Origin of the sequence: Janthinobacterium sp. 61, from assembly GCF_002846335.1 — a bacterium.
Taxonomy (GTDB): Bacteria; Pseudomonadota; Gammaproteobacteria; order Burkholderiales; family Burkholderiaceae_D; genus Janthinobacterium.
Window position 1 is genome coordinate 5,132,013 of record NZ_PJMQ01000001.1, and the last position, 21,945, is coordinate 5,153,957.

Annotated in this window: 16 protein-coding genes; 11 read left to right on the forward strand and 5 right to left on the reverse strand. The window is 61.7% G+C overall.

Annotated features, from left to right (window positions below; translation table 11 throughout):
- Positions 1 to 5: 5 nt before the first annotated feature.
- A complete protein-coding gene (locus CLU92_RS23315) occupies positions 6 to 728 on the reverse strand; it encodes an SPOR domain-containing protein (RefSeq protein WP_101483791.1) in 723 nt (240 codons plus the stop codon).
- 20 nt (positions 729 to 748) lie between these two features.
- Entirely contained in the window at positions 749 to 2,458 is a 1,710-nt protein-coding gene (argS, locus tag CLU92_RS23320; RefSeq protein WP_101483792.1) for an arginine--tRNA ligase, read from the reverse strand.
- Positions 2,459 to 2,834: 376 nt separating this feature from the next.
- On the opposite strand from argS, the gene rsmB reads away from it, so the two are divergent.
- From rsmB to CLU92_RS23365, 8 genes are all read left to right on the forward strand, one after another.
- The gene (gene rsmB, locus CLU92_RS23330; protein WP_101483794.1) at positions 2,835 to 4,262 is read left to right on the forward strand and encodes a 16S rRNA (cytosine(967)-C(5))-methyltransferase RsmB; all 1,428 of its coding nucleotides are present in this window, start codon (positions 2,835 to 2,837) and stop codon (positions 4,260 to 4,262) included.
- Positions 4,263 to 4,305: 43 nt separating this feature from the next.
- A complete protein-coding gene (locus CLU92_RS23335; protein WP_243857861.1) occupies positions 4,306 to 4,866 on the forward strand; it encodes a DUF4390 domain-containing protein in 561 nt (186 codons plus the stop codon).
- Positions 4,866 to 7,163, forward strand: a complete 2,298-nt coding sequence (locus CLU92_RS23340; protein WP_101483796.1) for a PAS domain-containing sensor histidine kinase — start codon at positions 4,866 to 4,868, stop codon at positions 7,161 to 7,163. Before CLU92_RS23335 ends, CLU92_RS23340 begins: the two co-directional genes overlap by 1 nt.
- 98 nt (positions 7,164 to 7,261) lie before the next feature.
- The gene (locus CLU92_RS23345; RefSeq protein ID WP_101483797.1) at positions 7,262 to 7,981 is read left to right on the forward strand and encodes a response regulator; all 720 of its coding nucleotides are present in this window, start codon (positions 7,262 to 7,264) and stop codon (positions 7,979 to 7,981) included.
- Positions 7,978 to 8,379 (forward strand): GTPase, encoded by a 402-nt coding sequence (locus tag CLU92_RS23350; protein ID WP_101483798.1) that lies wholly within the window; start codon positions 7,978 to 7,980, stop codon positions 8,377 to 8,379. Before CLU92_RS23345 ends, CLU92_RS23350 begins: the two co-directional genes overlap by 4 nt.
- A 151-nt stretch (positions 8,380 to 8,530) precedes the next feature.
- Positions 8,531 to 8,788, forward strand: coding sequence for a DUF3567 domain-containing protein (locus CLU92_RS23355; protein WP_071079509.1), 258 nt, complete (start codon positions 8,531 to 8,533; stop codon positions 8,786 to 8,788).
- 77 nt (positions 8,789 to 8,865) lie between these two features.
- A complete protein-coding gene (locus CLU92_RS23360; protein ID WP_101484851.1) occupies positions 8,866 to 9,645 on the forward strand; it encodes a class II glutamine amidotransferase in 780 nt (259 codons plus the stop codon).
- 137 nt (positions 9,646 to 9,782) lie between these two features.
- Positions 9,783 to 11,063, forward strand: coding sequence for an EAL and HDOD domain-containing protein (locus tag CLU92_RS23365; protein WP_101483799.1), 1,281 nt, complete (start codon positions 9,783 to 9,785; stop codon positions 11,061 to 11,063).
- A 316-nt stretch (positions 11,064 to 11,379) separates the two neighbouring features.
- Here CLU92_RS23365 and metH read toward each other — a convergent pair whose 3' ends face one another.
- On the reverse strand, positions 11,380 to 15,150 hold the full coding sequence (gene metH, locus CLU92_RS23370; RefSeq protein WP_101484852.1) for a methionine synthase: 3,771 nt from the start codon (positions 15,148 to 15,150) through the stop codon (positions 11,380 to 11,382).
- Positions 15,151 to 15,814: 664 nt separating this feature from the next.
- Here metH and CLU92_RS23375 point away from each other — a divergent pair.
- Positions 15,815 to 18,292, forward strand: a complete 2,478-nt coding sequence (locus CLU92_RS23375) for an IPT/TIG domain-containing protein (RefSeq protein WP_101483800.1) — start codon at positions 15,815 to 15,817, stop codon at positions 18,290 to 18,292.
- Positions 18,293 to 18,370: 78 nt separating this feature from the next.
- On the opposite strand, the gene fmt is transcribed toward CLU92_RS23375, so the two are convergent.
- Together fmt and def are read right to left on the reverse strand one after the other, a co-directional pair.
- The gene (fmt, locus tag CLU92_RS23380; RefSeq protein ID WP_101483801.1) at positions 18,371 to 19,327 is read right to left on the reverse strand and encodes a methionyl-tRNA formyltransferase; all 957 of its coding nucleotides are present in this window, start codon (positions 19,325 to 19,327) and stop codon (positions 18,371 to 18,373) included.
- 97 nt (positions 19,328 to 19,424) lie between these two features.
- On the reverse strand, positions 19,425 to 19,967 hold the full coding sequence (gene def, locus CLU92_RS23385; RefSeq protein WP_101483802.1) for a peptide deformylase: 543 nt from the start codon (positions 19,965 to 19,967) through the stop codon (positions 19,425 to 19,427).
- Positions 19,968 to 20,269: 302 nt separating this feature from the next.
- On the opposite strand from def, the gene dprA reads away from it, so the two are divergent.
- Positions 20,270 to 21,373: a DNA-processing protein DprA gene (gene dprA / locus CLU92_RS23390; protein WP_101483803.1), complete on the forward strand. Its 1,104-nt coding sequence runs from the start codon at positions 20,270 to 20,272 to the stop codon at positions 21,371 to 21,373.
- Positions 21,374 to 21,467: 94 nt separating this feature from the next.
- Positions 21,468 to 21,932 carry a DUF494 family protein gene (locus CLU92_RS23395; protein ID WP_101483804.1) on the forward strand — a complete coding sequence of 155 codons (465 nt, stop codon included), beginning with the start codon at positions 21,468 to 21,470 and terminating at the stop codon, positions 21,930 to 21,932.
- Positions 21,933 to 21,945 lie beyond the last annotated feature (13 nt).

Below are 21,945 nucleotides of genomic sequence, written 5' to 3' on the forward strand. Positions count from 1 at the left end.
GTTCCTTATTTTTGGTTGCGGACGACGGCGACATCGATGCCGTTTTCAGACAGTTTGGTGCGCGCGCGGTTCATCGATTCGAGCTGGTTGAACGGCCCGATGCGCACGCGGTGCAGCACGCCGGCATCGGTGCTGCGGTCACTGATGGCCGCTTCGAAGCCAAGCAGCGCCAGTTTGCCGCGCGTGCTTTCGGCGTCCGACATGTCATGGAATGCGCCGGCCTGCAGATAATAAATCCATTTGTCGCTGGCTGCATCGGCCTTGGCTTCGGTTTTCACGTCGGCCTTGGCTTGCGCTGCCGGTGCTGCCGCTGGCGTTTTCGGTGCCGGCTTGTCCTTCAGGGTGCCGATCAATTCCTGCAACGCGTCCGGCGGCGGTGCCTTCGGCTGCTGCGCGGTGCTTGGCGAGGGCGCTGGCGCGCCTGGCTGCGTCGGCGTGACGATCTCGCGTGGCTCCTTGGAGAAGTCGCGCGCCGCTTCCTTGGCCGCTTCCTTGTTGCCGTACATCGGCTTGTTCGGGTCGGCGATCTGGCCGGCCGTCGGTTCGGCCGATTTGCCGGCCTTGCCCGACTTGTCGGTGAAGGGCGAGGCGCCCTTGGTGATCACCAGGGCGACCACCACGGCGATGCCCAGACCAATGACCAGGCCGATGATGATGCCGACCAGGGTATTGCCCTGCTGGCGCCGGGTCGAAGAGAAGCGGGAAGCGTGGGGAGAAGCGTGACTCATTGACGGTTTGACCTTCGCGATTACATTTTGTTTGGCGCGGACACGCCGATCAGTGCCAGGCCGTTGCGCAGCACCTGGCGCGCGGCGATGACGAGGGCCAGACGGGCCATCTTGACGGCTTCGTCCTCGACCAGCACTTTTTCGGCGAAGTAGAAGCTGTGCAGGTTGGCAGCCAGGTCGCGCAGGTAGAAAGCGACTTGATGCGGCCCCAGTTCCGCTTGCGCGCGCGCCAGCATTTCCGGATAGGCAGCCAGGGTTGCCAGCAGGGTCGCTTCGGTCGGTGCCGTCAGGGGAGACAAGTCAACGCCGGTGACCGTGCTGGCATCGCCGCCCCAGTTTTCCAGGATGCGGCAGATGCGCGCATGCGCGTACTGCACGTAATACACCGGGTTTTCATCGGTGGTTTTCAGCGCCACGTCGACGTCGAAGACGAATTCCGTGTCGGCCTTGCGTGAGATCAGGAAGAAGCGCACCGCGTCGCGGCCCTTGGCGATGTCGCCGCCGCCCGACCATTCGATCAGGTCGCGCACGGTCACGTAGGAGCCGGCGCGCTTCGAAATCTTGACTTCTTCGCCGTCTTTCATGACGGTGACCATCTTGTGCAGCACGTAGTCGGGGTAACCTTGCGGGATGCCCATGTCGACCGCCTGCAAGCCGGCGCGCACGCGCGCGATGGTGCCGTGGTGGTCGCTGCCCTGGATATTGATGGCCTGTACGAAGCCGCGCTGCCATTTCACCAGGTGATATGCCACGTCCGGCACGAAATACGTGTAGGTGCCATCCGTCTTGCGCATGACGCGGTCCTTGTCGTCGCCGAAGTCGGTGGTGCGCAGCCACAGCGCGCCATCCTGCTCGTAGGTATGGCCCGCCTTGATCAGCATTTCCACGGCGCTATTGACCTTGCCGTCCGCGTACAGCGACGATTCCAGGTAGTAATTGTCGAACTTCACGCCAAACGCCTGCAAGTCGATATCCTGCTCGTTGCGCAGGTAGGTGACGGCGAATGGGCGGATCGAATCGATGTCGTCGATGTTGCCATTGGCCGTGGCAGGCAAGCCATCGCTTGCCGAGACGGTCTTGCCGGCCTTGAAATCGTTGGCGATATCGGCGATGTAGTCGCCGTTGTAGGCCGACTCGGGCCATTCGGCGTCGCCCGGCTTGAAGCCGCGCGCGCGCGCCTGGACGGAATTGGCCAGGGTCTGGATCTGCACGCCCGCGTCGTTATAGTAGAACTCGCGCGTCACTTGGTAGCCTTGCGCGTCAAACAGCGAGGACAGGGCGTCGCCCAGGGCCGCCTGGCGGCCGTGGCCCACGTGCAGCGGGCCGGTCGGGTTGGCCGAGACGAATTCCAGGATGACCTGCTTGCCGGTGCCTGCCGTGCTGCGGCCATAGCTGTCACCTTCACCCAGGATGGTCTTCACCACGGCCTGCTTGGCGGCGGCGGAGACGCGCACGTTGATGAAGCCGGGACCGGCGATTTCCACTGCCTCGATCAAGCCCTGGCCAGCCGGATTGGCCAGCACGGCCGTGACGATGGTTTGCGCCAGTTCGCGGGGATTCTGTTTCAGCTGCTTGGCCAGTTGCATGGCGATGTTGCAGGCGACGTCGCCATGCGATGCGTCGCGTGGTCGCTCGAGCACCACGGATGGCTCAAGCGAAGTGCCGGCCAGGACGGGAGCGAGGGCGGCCTGGAACAGGGCGATGATTTCTTGTTTCTGTTGGGCGAGCATGAGCAGGATGGCGGTGGAACCGCGTTAAGAATGAATAGAATGAATCAAAAAGCAAAACGGACGGCCAGTACCCAAGCCGCCCAGACTGCGTCAATTATACTGGTTTGCCGGCGGGAACAATACGCTTGCCGGCAAGGTCCCCGTGCCGGCGCATTTCACGATATTATCAGGAGTACATGCCCATGTTGGTGCATGAAAACATCAGCATGGCGCATTCTGCTTGTATATATGCAGTTTTTTGCCCCAAATTGCCCATATCGCTGCAATCGCTTGGGCCAGAGAGCGCCACAAACGCTACAATCGACCCTTTATTGATGACGCGCGGCCGCGTATTTGCTTCCATGCCGCCAGCCGCGCGCAGCCACACCGGATAATTATGAACAAGCGCCCCACGCTGAAATTGAAAACCAAGCCGGCGCCAGGCCAGGCTCCTGCCCCTGCCGCACCGAAATTGCGTCCCAGCTACCATCCCGACCTGAAACCGGTCTTGCAGCCAGGCTTCCAACCCGATTTGCGCGCCGACTCGCTGGCGTTTTGCCTGCTGGGCGCCGCCAATGCCGTGGCGCAGGTGCGCACGGGCACGGCCCTGCCGCAGGCGCTGGCCAAGGTGTTTACGCAATCGAACGCCAGCCCGCAGGCGCGCGGCGCCATCCAGGATATTTCCTACCGCACCATGCGCCAGCTGGGCCGCAGCGAAACCCTGGTCGGCCTGATGACGTCGAAGGCGCCCGAGCCGCCGATGCTTGCGGCGCTGCTGTGCTGCGCGCTGTCGCTGATGTCCGCCGAGCCGGGCGAGCAGCCCTACGAAGAGTTTACCGTTGTCGACCAGGCTGTCACGGTGGCCACCTCGCATCCTGACCTGGCGCATGCCAAGGGCATGGTGAATGCCGTATTGCGCCGTTTCTTGCGCGAGCGCAAGTCCTTGCTGGAAGCGGCCCTGCAGCAGCCTTTGGCGCAATGGAATTATCCGCAATGGTGGATCGATTCGCTGCGCCTGGCCTATCCCCGCGACTGGCAAGCCATTTTGACAGCCGGCAATGCCGTGCCGCCATTGACCTTGCGCGTGAATCGTCGCAAGAGCACGGTTGTAGCGTATCTGGCCGTGCTGGCAGAGGCGGGCATCGCCGCGCGCCAGGTGGGGCCGTTTGCCGTGCGCCTGGACAAGCCCATCGGCGTGGCGCTGATCCCCGGCTTCGAGCAGGGAGTCGTCTCCGTGCAGGATGCCGGCGCGCAGCTGGCGGCCCCGCTGCTGGACTTGCAAGATGGAATGCGCGTGCTCGATGCCTGTGCGGCGCCCGGCGGCAAGACGTGCCACATTCTGGAACTGGCCGATGTGCAAGTCACCGCCATCGACGCGGACGCCAAGCGCCTGCCACGCATCGCGGAAAACCTCGAGCGCCTGGGCCTGGATGCCACCTTGAAGGCGCAGGACGCGCAATCGAGCGCGTGGTGGGACGGCCAGCAGTACGACCGCATCCTGGCCGACGTGCCTTGCACGGCTTCGGGCATCGTGCGTCGCCATCCGGACATTCGCTGGTTGCGCCGCAAGGGCGATGCGTTCCAACTTGCAACACTTTCCTCCAAAATTCTGGACAACCTGTGGCAGATGCTGCGTCCCGATGGTAAATTGCTATTCGTGACATGTTCATTGTGGCCGCAGGAGTCCGAGGCACAGGCGGCGGCATTTGCGGTGCGCAATAATGCGACCCGATTGACAGCGCCTGGCCAGCTGTTGCCGACTGGCAGCGCGGAGCAGGACCATGACGGTTTGTTCTATGCTCTATTCCAAAAAAATGCGGCTTGAACGATTCGTCGAACCTTTTCTTACGGACACCACCGGCACACTTGTGACAACACGACTCTTCCGACTCCTGACCCTGCTGCTGATGCTGGCATGTACCATGCCACGCGCGCATGCTGGCGATATGGTCGAGATTACCCGTGCCTACATCGAGTCGAGTGAAGAGGGCTACAAGCTGGCCGCCACCTACTCCTTTGATCTCAATCACGACCTCGATGATGCCGTGCAGCATGGCGTGCCGCTGTTTTTCACGACGGAAATCGAACTGACCCGGCCCCGCTGGTACTGGTTCGATGAAAAGGCCATCGTGGCGCGCCAGACCAGCCGGCTGTCGTACAACGTGCTCACGCGCCAGTATCATGTGTCGGGCGGTGGCTTGCAGCAAAGCTTCCCCACGCTCGACGATGCGCTGTTCCTGATTCGGCGCCCCAGCCGCTGGCTGGTGGCGCCGCGCGGTGCGCTGAAAGTGGGGCAGACGTATAACGTCACCTTGCGCATGGGCATGGACCGTGACTACCTGCCCAAGCCGATACAGGTCAATGCCTTCAATAACAGCGACTGGCGCCTGGCTTCGAATAAGAAAACCTTTTTGTATACGGCGGAGTAGTGAGTCAAGCATTGCGCTATCTGCTGGTGGTAGGCGGCGGCATTGTCAGTATTTTGCTGTTCCTGCTGGCGTCGGCTTCCGACAATTCCGGCTTTTTCGACCGTTATTACACCTGGCTGCTGGGCCTGAATGCGGCCGTGGCCGTGTCGCTGCTGGCGCTGGTGGGCATTTCCCTGGGCCGCCTGTACGTGCGCTACAAGAGCGGCAAGTTCGGCTCCAAGCTGATGACACGTCTGGTGATGCTGTTCGCCGCCGTCGGCATCCTGCCGGGGCTGGTGATTTTTCTTGTCTCTGTGCAATTCGTCTCCCACTCCATCGAGTCCTGGTTCAACGTCAAGATCGAAGCGGCGCTGGAGTCGGGGATTGAGCTGGGCCGTGCCGGCCTCGATGCGGCGCTGGTCGAGCTGGACCACCGGGGCCACAAGGCGGTCGAAGAACTGGGCGCCGACCCGGTGGCTGGTCCGGCGGTGCTGACGAGCCTGTTACGCGAAGAAGGCATGCAAAATGTCATGATCGTCAGCGGCGACGGCGTGCTGCTGGCCAGCGCCGGGCCGCACAGCGCGGCCGACTTGCCCACGCCGGCCATGCTGGTGCAGGCCGCCTTGCCGGCCGGTTATGCCTCCGCCGAAGGGGGGCTGGAGTTGCACGATGATGGCACGGAGTCGGGCGGAGGCGGTTTTCGCGCGGGTACGTCGGCATCGCTGGAAACGGCGGCCAGCCTGCGGTTGCGCGTGCTGGTGGCCGTGCCGGGCCCTTCCGTCTCTCCCCGCTACCTGCAACTGCTGCAGGCGGTACCGCCCAAGCTGGCGACGAATGGCGAGGTGCTGCGCGCCGCCTACAGCGAATACAAGGAACGTTTCGTCGCGCGCGTGGGCTTGCGCAAGATGTACATGGAAATCCTCACCTTGACCTTGCTGCTGGCCATCTTTGGCGCCATCGGCAGCGCTTTTCTGATCGCGGGTAACCTGGCCCAGCCGCTGCTACTGCTGGCCGAAGGCACGCGCGCCGTGGCCGAGGGTGACCTGTCGCCGCGCCCCATCGTCGCCACCAAGGATGAACTGGGCACCCTGACGCAGTCGTTCAACATCATGACGCGCCAGCTGCTCGACGCGCGCACGGCCGTGGAAAGCAACCGCGCCGCGCTGCAAAACGCCAAGGCCCACCTGGAATCGGTGCTGGCGAACATGTCGGCCGGCGTGATGGTGCTCGACGGCGATTTCAAATTGGTGACGTGCAACGAATCGGTCGAGCGCATCTTGCAGCATTCGGGCATGAGCATGGTAGGCCAGCCGCTGGCACATATTGCTGGAATGGAAGAGTTTGGCGGTGCCATCATCAGCGCCTTCACGGCGCAAAGCGCGCAATCGGCGTCGGGCCGCAACCAGCAGCGCCTGCACTGGCAGCGCCAGATCGAGATTCCGCGCCGCCTGGGCAGCAGTGCCGACGAGCATGACATCACCTTGCTGGCGCGCGGTTCACGCCTGCCGCTGGAGTCCGGCAGCGGCTACATCGTCGTCTTCGATGATATTTCCGACGTCATTTCCGCGCAGCGCTCGATCGCCTGGGGCGAGGTGGCGCGCCGCCTGGCGCATGAAATCAAGAATCCGCTCACGCCCATCCAGCTGTCGGCCGAGCGCCTGCAGATGAAGCTCGAAGGCAAGCTGGAGCAGCCCGATGCAGATTTGCTCAGCCGCGCCACCACCACCATCGTCAAGCAGGTCGATGCGATGAAGCGCATGGTCGATGACTTCCGCGACTATGCGCGCACGCCGCCGGCCGTGCTCACGCCTTTGCGCCTGAACGAACTGATCGAAGAAATCCTGAACCTGTACCTGCGCGGTGATGATGGCGACATCATTCACCCGCAACTGGCGCAGAATCTGCCGATGGTGATGGGCGATCCGACCCAGTTGCGCCAGGTGATCCATAACTTGCTGCAGAACGCGCAGGACGCCATGGCCGACTTGCCGCCGGACTCGCCGCATCCGCGGATTGACGTAAGGACGGAAGCAATTCATTATCGCAGTGCGGACGGCGGCGTGAATATCGCCGTGCGGCTGGCCATCACCGACAATGGCCCTGGTTTCGCGCCAAAAATCCTGGCGCGCGCCTTCGAACCCTATGTGACGTCGAAGGCGCGCGGTACGGGATTGGGCCTGGCGATGGTAAAGAAAATTATCGATGAACATGGCGGACGCATCGATATCGAGAACCGGGTCGACGGCAATGGCGCTTCGGTGGTCATTTTGCTGTTAAAGTTAGCTCCCGACACTCCTGCCCAGGAATTCCTGGCGTGAGGGTCTGGTTTAGTATTTAAAACACTAATAAAATCATAGCTGTCCGCCGTGTGCATCTTGTGCGCGAGGGCCGGCGAAATGAGGAAGGCAAGACACGAATGGCAAACATACTCGTAGTGGATGATGAAATGGGTATCCGTGAGTTGCTCTCGGAAATATTGGGCGACGAAGGACATGCTATCCAGCTGGCCGAAAATGCGCAGCAGGCGCGTGAAGCGCGTGCCGCCGGTGCGCCGGATCTGGTATTGCTCGATATCTGGATGCCCGACACCGATGGCGTGACCCTGCTCAAGGAATGGCAGCGTGACGGCTTGTTGACCATGCCGGTGATCATGATGTCGGGCCACGCCACCATCGATACGGCGGTCGAGGCGACGCGCATCGGCGCCATGAACTTCCTGGAAAAACCGATTGCCCTGCAAAAACTGCTGAAAGCAGTCCAGCAAGGCTTGACGCGGGCACAGGAAACCGTGCGCGCGCCGAGTGTGGCGCCGCGTCCCGTGGCAGCCGTGGTGGTCGAGGAAAGCAGTCATCCCGTGCCCAGCTTTGGCGGCAGTGCACCGCAGCAGCTGATGGTGCGCCCAGGCATCGCCGTACCGGCTGTGGCCGAAGGCCATGGCTACAACCTGTCATTCGACTTGCCCCTGCGCGAGGCGCGCGACGCGTTCGAGCGCATGTATTTCGAACACCACCTGGGCCGTGAAGGCGGCAGCATGACCCGCGTGGCGGAAAAAACAGGCCTGGAACGTACCCATTTGTACCGCAAGCTGAAACAGCTGGGCGTCGAACCGGGCAAGCTGGCCAAGAAAAGCCTGTGACGGCAGCAGTGCGGCGTCCGACGCCGCTGACCCTGGTCAGCGGTGGACGCGCCGCCGAGCGCGAGGCAGCCATCGCGCGAGCCTTGGCACCGGACCAGCCGGCCGCCGTGATCCTCGAGGGACTGGCTGACGGCAGCGCCATCCTGGCCGACCTGGCCGAACAAGTTTCCCCTTCTCCATCGTTTCCATTGCAACTTTTGCGCATTGCGCCTGGTTGCCTGTGCTGCAGCGGCAATCTCGTATTGCGTGTAACATTGAATCGTCTGCTGCGTCATCCTCCCGCACGCTTGTTCATCAGCTTGGCCGATGCCACGCATATCGAACAATTGCGCGCTTGGCTCACTGCCAGTCCCTACGACGTCCTGTTGGCGCTGCAAGCCGACATAGTGGTTGCTTGACGATCTCCTGATGGAATTACCGCACTTGCCTTTGCATCTCGTTACAACTCTGTAGCCCGCCGGGTGGCATGGCGCTTGAAATGGCGCCGTATCAGCCCCACCTCTGTTCTGAAACCGCAGGAGGCTCTCCTGCTTGAGCGAAGGATGCAAAATGAATCTGATCTATAACAGCGAACAATACAGCGTCGTGGAATTCGGCGCCGACGTCGACCTGGAAGCCCTGCGCTTTGGCGGCTATGAAATCGTCGACAAGGGCGGCAAGCGCGAAACCTTTATCGCAGGCATCCTTGCGCAAAACTTCCGCCGTGACGTCACGGAATTGATCGCCAGCGAACCCAGCATGGAAGAGATCGATGAATTTTTGGGCAGCTACGATTCCCTCATGAGCCAGCCCGTGCTGTTGCACTGACCGGATGGCTATCGCCACCATACCAATCCGTCTGACGGCATGGTATGGTGGTTGTGTTATCCAGCTGCAAACAGACCATGTGCCAACTTCTCGGAATGAATTGCAATGTCCCCACGGACATTGTCTTTAGTTTTACCGGCTTCGCCATGCGCGGCGGCCATACCGATACCCACCATGACGGCTGGGGCATCGCTTTTTTCGAGGGCGCCGGCGTGCGCCATTTCGTCGACCACCAGGCGGCCATCGCCTCGCCAGTGGCCGAACTGATCAAGCGCTATCCGATCAAGTCGCGCAATGTCATCGCGCATATCCGCAAGGCCACGCAAGGCCAGGTGGCGCTGGAAAACTGCCATCCCTTCGTGCGCGAACTGTGGGGCCGCTACTGGGTATTTGCCCACAATGGCGATTTAAAGGAATTCCATCCCGTGCTGACGGGCAGTTACCGCCCTGTCGGCTGCACCGACAGCGAGCTGGCCTTCTGCTATCTGCTGCAGGAACTGCATGCGCGCTTTGGCGATGCCCCGCCAGCCTTGCCGCAGCTGCATGCTGCCCTGGCGGAGCTGTTGCCCAGCATTGCCGCCCACGGCACATTCAACATGATGCTGTCGAGCGGCGAGGCGCTGTTCGCCCATTGCTCGACCAGCTTGCATTATCTGGTGCGACAACATCCGTTTCCAACTGCTAAACTCTCCGATGAAGACTTGAGCGTCGACTTTTCCCAAGTGACGACGCCCCAGGACCGCGTGGCCGTGATCGTTACCCAGCCGCTGACGACGAATGAGCAATGGACGGCGTTTGCACCGGGCGAATTGAAATTATTTGTCGACGGGATGGTGCAAGACACGCCAGTGGCCTAATTTGTTGACGACAATACGCTTGATTGCTGCCAAAATACCCACAGCGCGGGCGAAATTCAGCTAAAGTATTGTCAATAGTGAACCTTGATGCGGGCGCGGCGCGGCCGGTGTCACTCGACCTGATTGATGAAGACTTAATGATCGATATTTCCAGCAACGACATCACCCCGAAACCCTTGCGTGTGCGCGAGTTCTATCTGGGTCGACAACCTATTCTTGACCGCAATCAAGCGCTGTTTGGCTATGAGTTGCTATTCCGCAACGCTCCGGTCGGCCCCGCCAACATTACCAGCGACCTGTCCGCCACGGCGTCTGTGATTGCCCATGCGTCCCAGCTGGGCATGGAAAAGGTCATCGGCGACGCGCTCGGTTTCGTCAACGTCGATGCCGACGTGATTATGAGCGATATCTTCGTTTTCCTGCCGCGTGAAAAAGTCGTGCTGGAAATCGTCGAATCGATGCCCGTCACACCGGAAGTGCGCGCACGCATCAGCGAACTGGTGGGCCATGGCTTCACCTTCGCGCTGGAAAACGTCGTTTCCGACACGGCGCAAGTGCAGGAGCTGCTGCCGCTGGTGCAATACGTCAAGATGGACATGAGTACCGTCGATCCGAAAGTGCTGGCAGCCCTGGCGCCCCGTTTCAAGCGGGAACAAAAGAAACTGGTGGCGGAGAAGGTCGAGACGCGCGAAGAATTCAAGTCGGGCCTGGACCTGGGCTTCGATTATTTCCAGGGCTATTATTTCGCCAAGCCCGCGATCATGACGGGCAAGAAGCTGTCGCCGTCGCAACTGGCTGTCATGGAACTGATGACACTGGTGACGTCCGACGCCGATAACATGGATATCGAGCGCGCCATCAAGCGCGACGTATCGCTGGCCCTGAACCTGTTGCGTTTGGTCAATACGCCCGCCGTGGGCGCCCGCCAGCGCATCGATTCGCTGAGCCAGGCCGTGACCGTGCTGGGCCGCCGCCAATTGCAGCGCTGGCTGCAAATCATGTTGTATGCGGAGCCAAGCAAACGCGGCCATAGCATGACGCCTTTGCTGATGCTGGCCACCACGCGCGGCCGTTTGCTGGAACTGCTCGCGCATAAACTGCGCCCGAACCATGCCCATTCGGCCGATATCGCCTTTACGGTTGGCATCATGTCCCTGATGGATACCCTGTTCGGCGTGCCGATGTCGGAAATCCTCAGCCAGATCGAAGTCATCGATGAAGTGGCCGAAGCGCTGCTGTCGCGCGAGGGCTTCTACGGCGACCTGCTGCGCCTGGCTGAATGCATCGAGCGCATCGAAGACATGGAAGGCGAGATCGTGCCGACCCTGCGCGAGTTGGCCATGTCGCCGGACGACCTGGTGGAACTGGAAATGGCGGCCTATGAATGGAGCGACAACGTCGTAAGGTATGCGTTGTAGGCCGGATCAGGCCCGCAGGGCCGTAACCCGACAACATTGTTGGCGCTGACCGGTGTTGTCGGATTACGCGCAAGCGCTAATCCGACCTACCCGCTGTCGTAGCATCCCTTAAAAAGCCCCGTACGGCGTCGCCGTAGCGGGGTTTTTTCTTAGGCTGCCGCGCCGGGCCAGTGCTTGTGCAGCTCGGGGGCCGTACGCAACTCCCACAGGGCCAGCACGGCGACGGCGATACCGACAAGCAGCTCATTTCACATGAGGATGCGCTGTTCGGTTGCTGCGCTGCGGCGCGCGATAAGTTCCGCGCGCCTTGCGCCTATCAGGACAGATTGGGTGCCAGCCAGCGTTCCACGTCCTCGATGCTGGCGCCGCGGCGCTTGGCCATGTCTTCCACCTGGTCCATGCCGATCTTGCCGACAACGAAGTACTTCGACTCCGGGTGGGCAAAATAGAAGCCGGAAACGGCCGCGCCAGGGAACATGGCATACGATTCCGTCAGCTGCATGCCGATTTCCTCGGCTTGCATGACCTCGAACATCTCTTTCTTGACCGTGTGCTCGGGGCAGGCGGGGTAGCCGGGCGCGGGGCGGATGCCGACATATTTCTCGCCGATCATGTCGTCGTTGTTCAGCTGCTCGTCCGGCACATAGCCCCACAGGTCCTTGCGCACGCGCTCATGCAGGTATTCGGCAAACGCCTCGGCCAGACGGTCGGCCAGGGATTTGAGCATGATGGACGAGTAATCGTCATGCGCATCTTCGAAGCGCTTCTCGTATTTCTCGATGCCCAAGCCGGACGTGACGGCGAACATGCCGATGTAATCCTTCACCCCCGATGCCTTAGGCGCAATGAAATCGGCCAGGCACTGGTTCGGCCGTTGCACGCCATCGACCACGGGCTTGACGCCCTGCTGGCGCATGCCGTAATAGGTGAACGCCACCGTACTGCGCGTATCGTCCGTGTACACCTCGATATCGTCGTCATTGACGCTGTTTGCCGGCAGCAGGGACACGACGCCGTTGGCCGTCAGCCAGCGCCCGTCGATGAGTTTCTTCAGCAAGGCCTGGCCTTCGGCGTACACCTTGGTGGCCGCGTCGCCCACGACTTCATCCGTCAAAATGGCGGGGAAGGGGCCGGCCAGATCCCAGGTCTGGAAGAACGGGCCCCAGTCGATATAGTTGGCCAGGGCGGCCAGATCGACATTTTTAAAGACGCGGCGGCCGATGAACTTCGGTTTCACGGGTGTGCAGGGACCGTCGAAGGGCACGATCATCTTGTTGGCGCGCGCCTGCGCCAGCGGCAGGATGGGCAGGGCCTTCTTGTTGGCGTGCTGCTCGCGGATGCGTGCGTAGTCGAGTTCGATGTCTTCCACGTATTTGTCGCGCTGCTCCGGCGTCAGCAGCGATTGCGCCACGGACACGGAACGCGAGGCGTCCGGCACGTAGATCACGGGCCCTTCGTAGTTGTGGGCGATTTTCACTGCCGTGTGGGCGCGGCTGGTGGTGGCGCCGCCGATCAGGAGGGGGATTTTCAGCATGCGGAAATGTTCATCGCGCTGCATTTCCTTGGCGACATACGCCATTTCTTCCAGCGACGGCGTAATCAGACCCGACAGGCCGATGATGTCCGCGTTTTCCACCTTGGCGCGCGCCAGGATTTCCGAGCACGGCACCATCACGCCCATGTTCACCACTTCAAAGTTATTGCACTGCAGAACGACGGTGACGATGTTCTTGCCAATGTCATGCACGTCGCCCTTCACGGTGGCCATGATGATCTTGCCCTTCGGCTTGGCGACGATGCCCGTGCGTTTTTCTTCCAGCAGCTTTTCTTCCTCGATGAACGGAATCAAATGGGCCACGGCTTGCTTCATCACACGGGCCGATTTCACCACTTGCGGCAGGAACATCTTGCCCTGGCCAAACAGATCGCCGACCACGTCCATGCCGGCCATGAGCGGGCCCTCGATCACGTGGATGGGACGGCCGCCATTGTGCAATAGCTCCTGGCGCGCCTCTTCCGTGTCTTCGACGATGAATTGCGTGATGCCGTGCACCAGCGCGTGCGACAGGCGGGCCTGCACCGTGCCTTCGCGCCAGGCCAGGGTTTGCGCTTCGGCCTTGCCGCCCGCCTTCAGGGTGCCGGCAAACTCGATCATGCGTTCGGTGGAGTCTTCGCGGCGGTTCAGCACCACGTCTTCCACGCGCTCGCGCAATTCCGGGTCCAGATTGTCGTACACGCCCACCATGCCGGCGTTGACGATACCCATGGTCATGCCGGCCTTGATGGCGTGGTACAGGAACACCGTGTGGATGGCTTCGCGGGCCGGATCGTTGCCGCGGAAACTGAAGGACACATTCGATACGCCCCCCGAGATCTTCGCGTACGGCAAGTTTTCCTTGATCCAGCGCGTGGCGTTGATGAAGTCGACGGCGTAATTATTGTGCTCTTCGATGCCGGTGGCGACGGCAAAGATGTTTGGATCGAAAATGATGTCTTCCGGCGGGAAGTCCAGCGCATCGATCAACAGGTGATACGCGCGTGCGCAAATCTCGATCTTGCGCTCGAAGGTATCGGCTTGCCCCTTTTCATCGAAAGCCATGACGATCACGGCCGCGCCATAGCGGCGGCACAGTTTCGCCTGGCGCAGGAATTCTTCCTCGCCTTCCTTCATCGAGATGGAATTGACGATGGCTTTGCCCTGCACGCACTTCAGGCCAGCTTCGATGACGGACCATTTCGAGGAGTCGACCATGATGGGCACGCGCGAAATATCGGGTTCCGAGGCGATCAGGTTCAAAAAGCGCGTCATGGCGGCCAGCGAATCGAGCATGGCCTCGTCCATGTTGATGTCGATCACTTGCGCGCCATTTTCCACTTGCTGTCGTGCCACGGACAGGGCTTCGTCGTATTGCTCGTTAAGAATCATGCGCGCGAACGCCTTCGAGCCCGTGACGTTGGTACGCTCGCCCACGTTGACGAACAGCGATTCTTCGTTGACGACGAACGGTTCCAGGCCGGCCAGGCGCAAGTCATGCGACGGTGCAGGCACGGTGCGCGGCGTGTTTTTCGACAGCAACTCTCCGATGGCGGCGATGTGCTCGGGCGTGGTGCCGCAGCAGCCGCCCGCCATGTTCAAAAAGCCCGCGTCGGCGAATTCGCGCAGCAGGGCGGACGTGTCGGCTGGCAACTCGTCAAAGCCCGTGTCGCTCATGGGATTGGGCAAGCCTGCGTTCGGGTAGATGCAGACGAAGGTGTCGGCGATCTTGGCCAGCTCTTCCGCGTACGGGCGCATCAGGGCGGCGCCCAGCGCGCAGTTCAGGCCGATGGTCAGCGGTTTCGCGTGGCGCACGGAATTCCAGAAGGCGGGCACGGTCTGTCCCGACAGGATGCGCCCCGAAGCGTCCGTGACGGTGCCGGAAATCATCAGCGGCAGGCGCACGACGGTCGGATTTAGCTCGTAGAACAGGTCGATGGCGAACAGGGCCGCCTTGCAGTTCAAGGTATCGAAAATGGTTTCCACCAGCAGCACGTCGGCGCCGCCTTCCACCAGGCCCTGCGTCTGCTGCAGGTAGGCGGCCACCAGCTGGTCGAAACTGACGTTGCGCGCGGCCGGGTCGTTGACGTCGGGCGAAATCGATGCCGTCTTTGGCGTGGGGCCCAGGGCGCCGGCGACGAAGCGCGGCTTGTCCGGGGTGGAATACTTGTCGCAGGCGGCACGCGCCAGCTTGGCCGCCTGGACGTTCATTTCATAGGCCAGGTGGGCCATGTGGTAATCGTCTTGCGCGATCGTCGTCGCGCCGAAAGTATTCGTTTCGATCAGGTCGGCGCCCGCCGCCAGGTAGCGCTCGTGGATTTCCTGGATGATGTGCGGCTGCGTCAGGGTCAGCAGCTCGTTATTGCCCTTGACGAACAGTTCACGCGCGCCGCTATCGGCCGGCGCGGCGAAATCGATGAAGCGGCCAGCGGGGCCGCCGCGGTACGCTTCTTCGTCGAGCTTGTATTGCTGGATGATCGTGCCCATGGCGCCGTCGAGTATCATGATCCGTCGCGCAAGAATGGCGCGCAAGGTGGCTTCGGTCGGGGACATGGCGGGGATCACGGTATCGTTCATTTCATGCTTTCAATAGGCAAACGGGCGGCGGCGCGGCGACAAGACTTTACGAGGCGGATGCGGGCCAGCAGGATCAGCTGACGGAGAGTTGCCGGCCGGGTAGGGCAGGCAGAAGGTGGCAATCGCCTGATTTCACCGGGTCTAAAATTATACGGCATCAGGCTGCTTTGGTTTTAAGCAAAATCGGCCGTTCGCGCCACGGCAGGCCTTCTTGCAACACATCACCTTCCACCTGGCCTGCTTCTGAAATTACATTTCTGAAAATCTTACTCAAAATGTTAATTCTTCCAATAAAGTTGGCAGGAAAATACGGTGTCTGGGCTGTGGAAAAATTTCCACATTATTTGTGCTGTCTGAGGATATTTTTAATGAATTGAATGGCAATAGCTGCAAAGGAAAATAATTGTGACTTAAGTCAATGCAGAGCGAAGCGAATAGTTCTCAACATAGCGATTGCCAATCAGATACGTTATTTATTATCAAAACCAATTGAATCAAAAGCAGCAATAGTTGTCGCTAGGAATCGAGTTAGCCCATAATATTGGTTCCTCGAAAGTAAATTCTCACCAAAAATCTCCAATATGTCACATTTCCTTCGTGTCCTCCCCGGCATCGCGCTACACCAACATGGTTGCCAGCCATGAAAAACCATTTGCTTGTTGCATTGTTTGTCGTGCTGGGCCTGTCCGCTTGCGGCGGGGGAGGCGGTGGCGGTGGCGACACGGTGGTGGCGACCACCTCGGGCAATCCTGTCGTGATTCCTGCCGTGACGGCCGTCTCGGCGGCGAATCTCGCCGTTGGTGGCAGCCTGGTGGTGACGGGTACGAATCTGAGCCGCGTGACGGCCTTCCAGGTGGGCGGCGTGAAGCTTGCCACCAGCGCCGCCAGCGATACCAGCGTGACCCTGGCCATGCCGGGCGTGCCCGTCTCTGGCGCCTTGAGCCTGGTCAGCGCCAGCGGCACGGCGGCCACCAGCTATAACGTCAATGTGTACCTGCCATTGAGTGTGGTCAGCGTCGCACCAGCGACGGGCGGCGTCGGTTCCAGCGTGACGATCGCGGGCGCTGGTATGGGTGCCGTGACGGCGGTGCAGTTTGGCAATGGCGCAGCAGCAACGCCGCAAAGCCAGACGGCCGGCAGCGTGACCGTGCTGGTGCCCTTGGGTGCGGCAACGGGGGCGCTGACGGTGCGCGGTCCTTACAATGATGCCATCAGCAGCGATACGTACAAGGTATTGGCGAGCGTAACCGTGACGTCGATCACCTCGGCCGTCAACGGCGGGACCTTGTCGGTGACGGTGCAGGGCAGCAATCTTGACCAGGTCAGCTCGGCATCGGTGGGCAATACACCGGCCGTGATTGTCAGCGCCAGTGCCAGCCAGCTGCTGTTGACTGCACCAGGCTCGGCAACGGGCGATGTGATGCTGTCAGCCGCTGCGCGCGTTGCCGTCAATGCGGGCGCGGTGTCGGCCTTTACCCTGGGCAGCATTGATTTCGCGCAAGTACTGAATTTGAACGCCAGCAATACGGCCTTGCGCCTGACGCGCGGCAAGCCGGCCGCCGTACGCGTGTCCGTGCTGGCCCCGCAGGCGGGCCAGGCCAGTCCCGCCGTGACCTTGAATGCGACCACCGCCAATGGCAGCAACCTGGGAAGCATCAGCATGAGCGGCCCGTCGGTTTTGCCGACGCAAAAGAACGATGACAGTTTCAACGGCAATTTCAGTGCCATCCTGCCTGCAGGCTGGATCTTGCCGGGCGTGCGCGTGCGCGTGACGGCCATCGGCAATAACGGCGTGCAAGTGAGCCAGGAAGCGGCACCCGTGGTGGCCAGCTTGGCCAGAATCCGCTTGGTGCTCGTGCCCTTGAGCACCGACGATGGCGTGGCGCAACTGCCTGACGCCGCGGTGATCCGCGCCGCGCTGCTGCGCGTGTATCCGTATGCGACGGAAAATATCAGCATCACCACGCGCGCGGCGCTGAGCATGCCTGGCAGCAGCACGGCCGACAGCTGGTGGAGCGATGCCCTGGGCAAGCTGGAAGACAAGCGCGCGCTGGAAGACAGCGGCGCTTATTATTATGGTTTCGTGCCGAAGATGTCTTCCACGCGTGCCGCCGGCCTGGCCTACATCAACCTGACTGGGAATAGCCACGACTTCACGTCGGCCATCGGCCTGGACGCCAAGGCCAGCAACATCGCATCGGTCGATCCCTTCGGTAATCAATGGCCTGAATGGCTGACCACGCTCGTACATGAGCTGGGCCACAACCATTCGCTGCAGCACGTTGCCTGCGGCGGCGCGGCCAATGCGGCTACCGACTACCCGTATGTCAATGGCGATCTGGGCCCGCAACCTCTGTATAACAGCGACTATGCGGGCAACATTGGCCAGCTGAGCAAGGCAGTCTATGGCAGCACGCCGATGAAGGATGTGATGAGCTATTGCAGCGGCGCCTGGTTCTCCGATTACAGCTATGCGCGGGTACAGCAATTCCTGGAAAAACGCAGCACGCAAGTGACGGGCAGCAATGTGCTGGCCGCCAGCATGTCCGTGGCTGAGCAAGGCTATCTGACCATTTCCGGTCGCATCACGCCGACCGGCGTGGCCTTGCGCCCAGCCGTTGCCTCGTCCACACGTGTGGGCGCAGTGGCCAGCGGCAGCGGCCAGGCGTACACCCTGCGGGTCCTGACGGCGTCGGGAGCGACTATCGACTTGCCCTTTGATGCCGTAACCGTGGCTGACCATGGCGGCAGCGCCATGAGCCACTTCCGCGTCAGCTTCGCCAACCCGGGAGAAATCAGCGACGTGCAGGTGCTGGCAAATGGCAAGGCCTTGGCCAAGCTGGAGCGCCCGGCGCGCCGCAGCAAGGCCGCCGCCAACGATGCCACGTTTGATGCGAGACAAAGCGGCGGCAAGCTGGTGCTGACCTGGAATGCCCAGGCGGAACCGTACGCCGCCGTGCTGCACGTAGCCGCTGATGGCCGCAAGACGGTGGTCGCCAGTGACTTGACTGGCGGAAACGCCAGCGTCGATGTCAGCGCCTTGCCGGCCGGTGGCCGCTTCGAGGTCAGTCTGTCGTCGTCCCTGGGCGCACGCCTGATGAAAGTGGCGCGCCGGTAAACACGGGTGCCGGATGCAAAAAGGGCTTGCCGCGGCAAGCCCTTTTTTGATGGCCGTCGACAGGACGACGCCGTGCCATCAAGTAAAACGTTTGCCTTCCAGCGGGAAGCCCTTGATGAACTCGGCCGCAGGCAGGCGCTTGCCGCCCGGTTTTTGCAGTTCCGTCAGGCGCAGGGAGCCATTGCCGCAAGCCACGACGATGCCGTGCTGGGCGTCGGCTGCCAGCACCTGGCCAGGCGCTTCCTTGCTGTCCGCTTCGAGCACGTCGGCGGCCCAGATCTTGATGGTTGTGCCATCAACCTGGCCGCAGGCGCCGGGAAATGGATTGAAGGCGCGGATTTTCAGGCCCAGTTCCAGCGCAGGCTGGCTGAAATCGAGCGCCGCCTCGTCCTTGGCGATCTTTGCCGCGTAGGTCACGCCTGCTTCCGGCTGCGGCACGGCTTCCAGCGGCTGATGCTGCATCTTGCGCAGGGTCTCGACGATCATTCTGCCGCCCAGGGCGGCCAGCTTGTCGTGCAGGCTGGCGGTGGAATCGCCCGCCTCGATGGGCGTGCGCTCGATGGCCAGCATGGGGCCCGTATCGAGGCCTTCTTCCATCTGCATGATGGTCACGCCCGTTTCATCGTCACCTGCCTCGATGGCGCGGTGGATGGGCGCGGCACCGCGCCAGCGTGGCAGCAATGAACCGTGGATATTGATGCAGGGTTTGATGTCGAGCGTGCTGCGCGGCAAGATCAAGCCGTAGGCCGCCACCACCATCACGTCGTAATCCGTGGCCAGCAGGCGCTCGTGGGCCGCTTTTGCCTCGGCGGCGCGCTGCGGGTCCTTGCTGTCCATGCGCAGGGACAAAGGCTGCAGCACGTCGATGCCGTGCTGCTGCGCATATTGCTTGACGGCCGAGGCGTGCAGCTGCATGCCGCGTCCGGCAGGGCGGTCGGGCTGGGTCAATACCAGCGGAATCTCGAATCCCGCTTCGTGCAAGTCTTTCAAGGCCGTGGCGGCGAATTCAGGCGTGCCTGCGAAGATCACTTTCATATGGTTCCTTGACGTGAGGTGCGCAGGCCCGCGCCCGAGGGCGCCAGGCTGGCGTGGTGTAACGAGTACTGTTGTTGCTTAGTCTATCAGCAGTGGCTTAAAAACGGCGGTTCTGTGCGCGCAGGCTCGCTTCGCGCTCGAGACCACGGATTTCCTTGACCATCTTGGTCTTGATGCGGTTGCGCTTGAGCGGCGACAGGTATTCGACGAATACCTTGCCCAGCAGATGATCCATCTCATGCTGGATGCAGACGGCCAGCAAGCCATCGGCTTCCAGCTCGAACTGCTTGCCGTGACGGTCCAGGGAGCGCACCTTGATGCGGGCCGGGCGCTCGACGCCATCGTAGACGCCAGGCACGGACAAACAGCCTTCGTCGTAGACCTGCTTTTCTTCGCTGGCCCAGGTGATTTCCGGGTTGATGAACACTTGCAGCTGGTTTTTCTCTTCGGTGATGTCGATCACCATCATCTGGATATGCTCGTCCACTTGCGACGCGGCCAGGCCGACGCCAGGGGCGTCGTACATGGTTTCGGCCATGTCGTCGATCAGGGTTTGCAGGCGCGCGTCAAATTCGGTGACGGGCTTGGCGATCGTGTGCAGGCGAGGATCGGGGTAACGCAGGATATTTAATATGGACATACTGATTCGACTGGTTAAGGTGGACGCCGGTGCGCCGGATTATTCATGCCTGGGCCATGCGAACGATGGCAGGGCTATTTTATTTGAGTACGCTACGGTTGGGCGCGTATGGCACAACGGCGCGGCAGATGCGTTTGCCAGTGCGCTTCGTTTGCTGCAAAGGGAAATTTTATCACAGACGCCCATGGCCCTGTGGACGGCGGGCCGTTTGGCACGGCCATTGCACGCATCCTTGCGCGCGTCGGTATCGCGTGCGCGCCATGGCGCTAGCATTGGGGGGCACAGTACACAGTGAGGTTGTCATGCATGCAATTGCAACGACGGCAGACACGGCCACGGAACTGGCGGGCTGGCTGCGCCTGCAGCATCTGCCCGGCGTGGGGCCGGTGGCGGCGCGCGCCTTGCTGGCCCGCTTCGGCTTGCCGCCGCAAATCTTTGCCGCGCCGTTCGATGCCTTGCGCGCTGTGGTGCCGGCCAGCTTGGCGCGTGCCATCGTGCAACCGCCCAAACCGGTGGCCAACAGCCAGCTGGCGCTCACACTGCAGTGGTTGCAGCGGCCCGGCAATGCCGTGCTGACCCTGGCCGACGCCGCGTATCCGCCCCTGCTGCTGGAAATTGCCGATCCGCCGCTATTACTATATGTACGGGGGCGGGCGGAACTGCTGTCGCGCCCCGGCGTGGCCATTATTGGCAGCCGCAATGCCAGCGCGCAAGGCATGCAGAATGCTGCCGCCTTTGCCCACGCCCTCAGCGCGGCAGGCTTGACCATCATTTCCGGGCTGGCGCTGGGCATCGATACGCATGCGCACGAGGGCGGTTTGCGCGGCGCGGGCGCCACCGTGGCCGTGATCGGCACGGGCGCCGATCTGGTGTATCCACGACGCAACCTTGATCTGGCGCAAAGAATTGCCGAACAAGGCTGCATCGTCAGCGAATACGCGCTGGGCTTGCCGGCCATGCCAGCTAACTTTCCGCGCCGCAACCGGCTGATCAGCGGTCTGGCGCGCGGCGTGCTGGTGATCGAGGCGGCGGCCCAATCGGGTTCCCTGATCACGGCGCGCCTGGCCGGTGAACAGGGGCGCGACGTGTATGCCTTGCCCGGTTCCATCCATGCCACCCTGTCCAAGGGTTGCCATGCGCTGATCAAGCAGGGCGCCAAGCTGGTCGAGTCGGCCGATGACGTGCTGCAAGAGTTGCAGTGGCGGGTCGGCGTGCCCGTTGTACCGCCCGCGGTGGAAGACGAAACACCGCTGCTGGCCGCACTGGGCCACGATCCCCTCGATGCCGATACCCTGGCCGCGCGCAGCGGCCTGGCCATGGGTGCGCTGATGGGCGAATTGCTGGCGCTGGAGCTGGCGGGCCTGCTCGAACGCTTGCCAGGAGGACTGTTTCAACGCTGCAAATGACAGCTTGTCACTTGTGTGGCGGCCTTGCCGCACGGGGGCGCTTTGTCGGCGCGCACCCTTGTGTCGCAGCGAACTTAGCTGATAGAGTAGAGCCATGTTCGATATCCTGGTGTACCTCTACGAGACTTACTATCGCCCCGACGCCTGCCCCGAGCCGGCAGTCCTGGCGCGCAAACTGTCGGCCGTCGGTTTCGACGACGTGGAGATTTCGGAAGCGCTGGTCTGGCTGACGGACTTGAACGCCATGGCTGGCGTCGAGCAAACCCTGACGTCCAGTTCCACGGGCACGCGCTTCTATGTGCAGCAGGAAAGCGACGTGCTGGGCACGGCAGCCATCGGTTTCATCCAGTTTCTGGAAAGCGCCAAGGTGCTCTCGCCGCTGCAACGTGAAATCGTCATCGAACGGGCGCTGGCGCTCGACGAGGCGCCCGTGTCGCTGGGCAAGCTGAAAGTCATCGTGCTGATGCTGCTGTGGAGCCAGGGCAAGGAACCGGATGCCCTGATGTTTGACGATCTGTTCGTAGACGACGAAGACCTGCCTCCCCGCCTGCTACACTAATAAAAATGTCCAT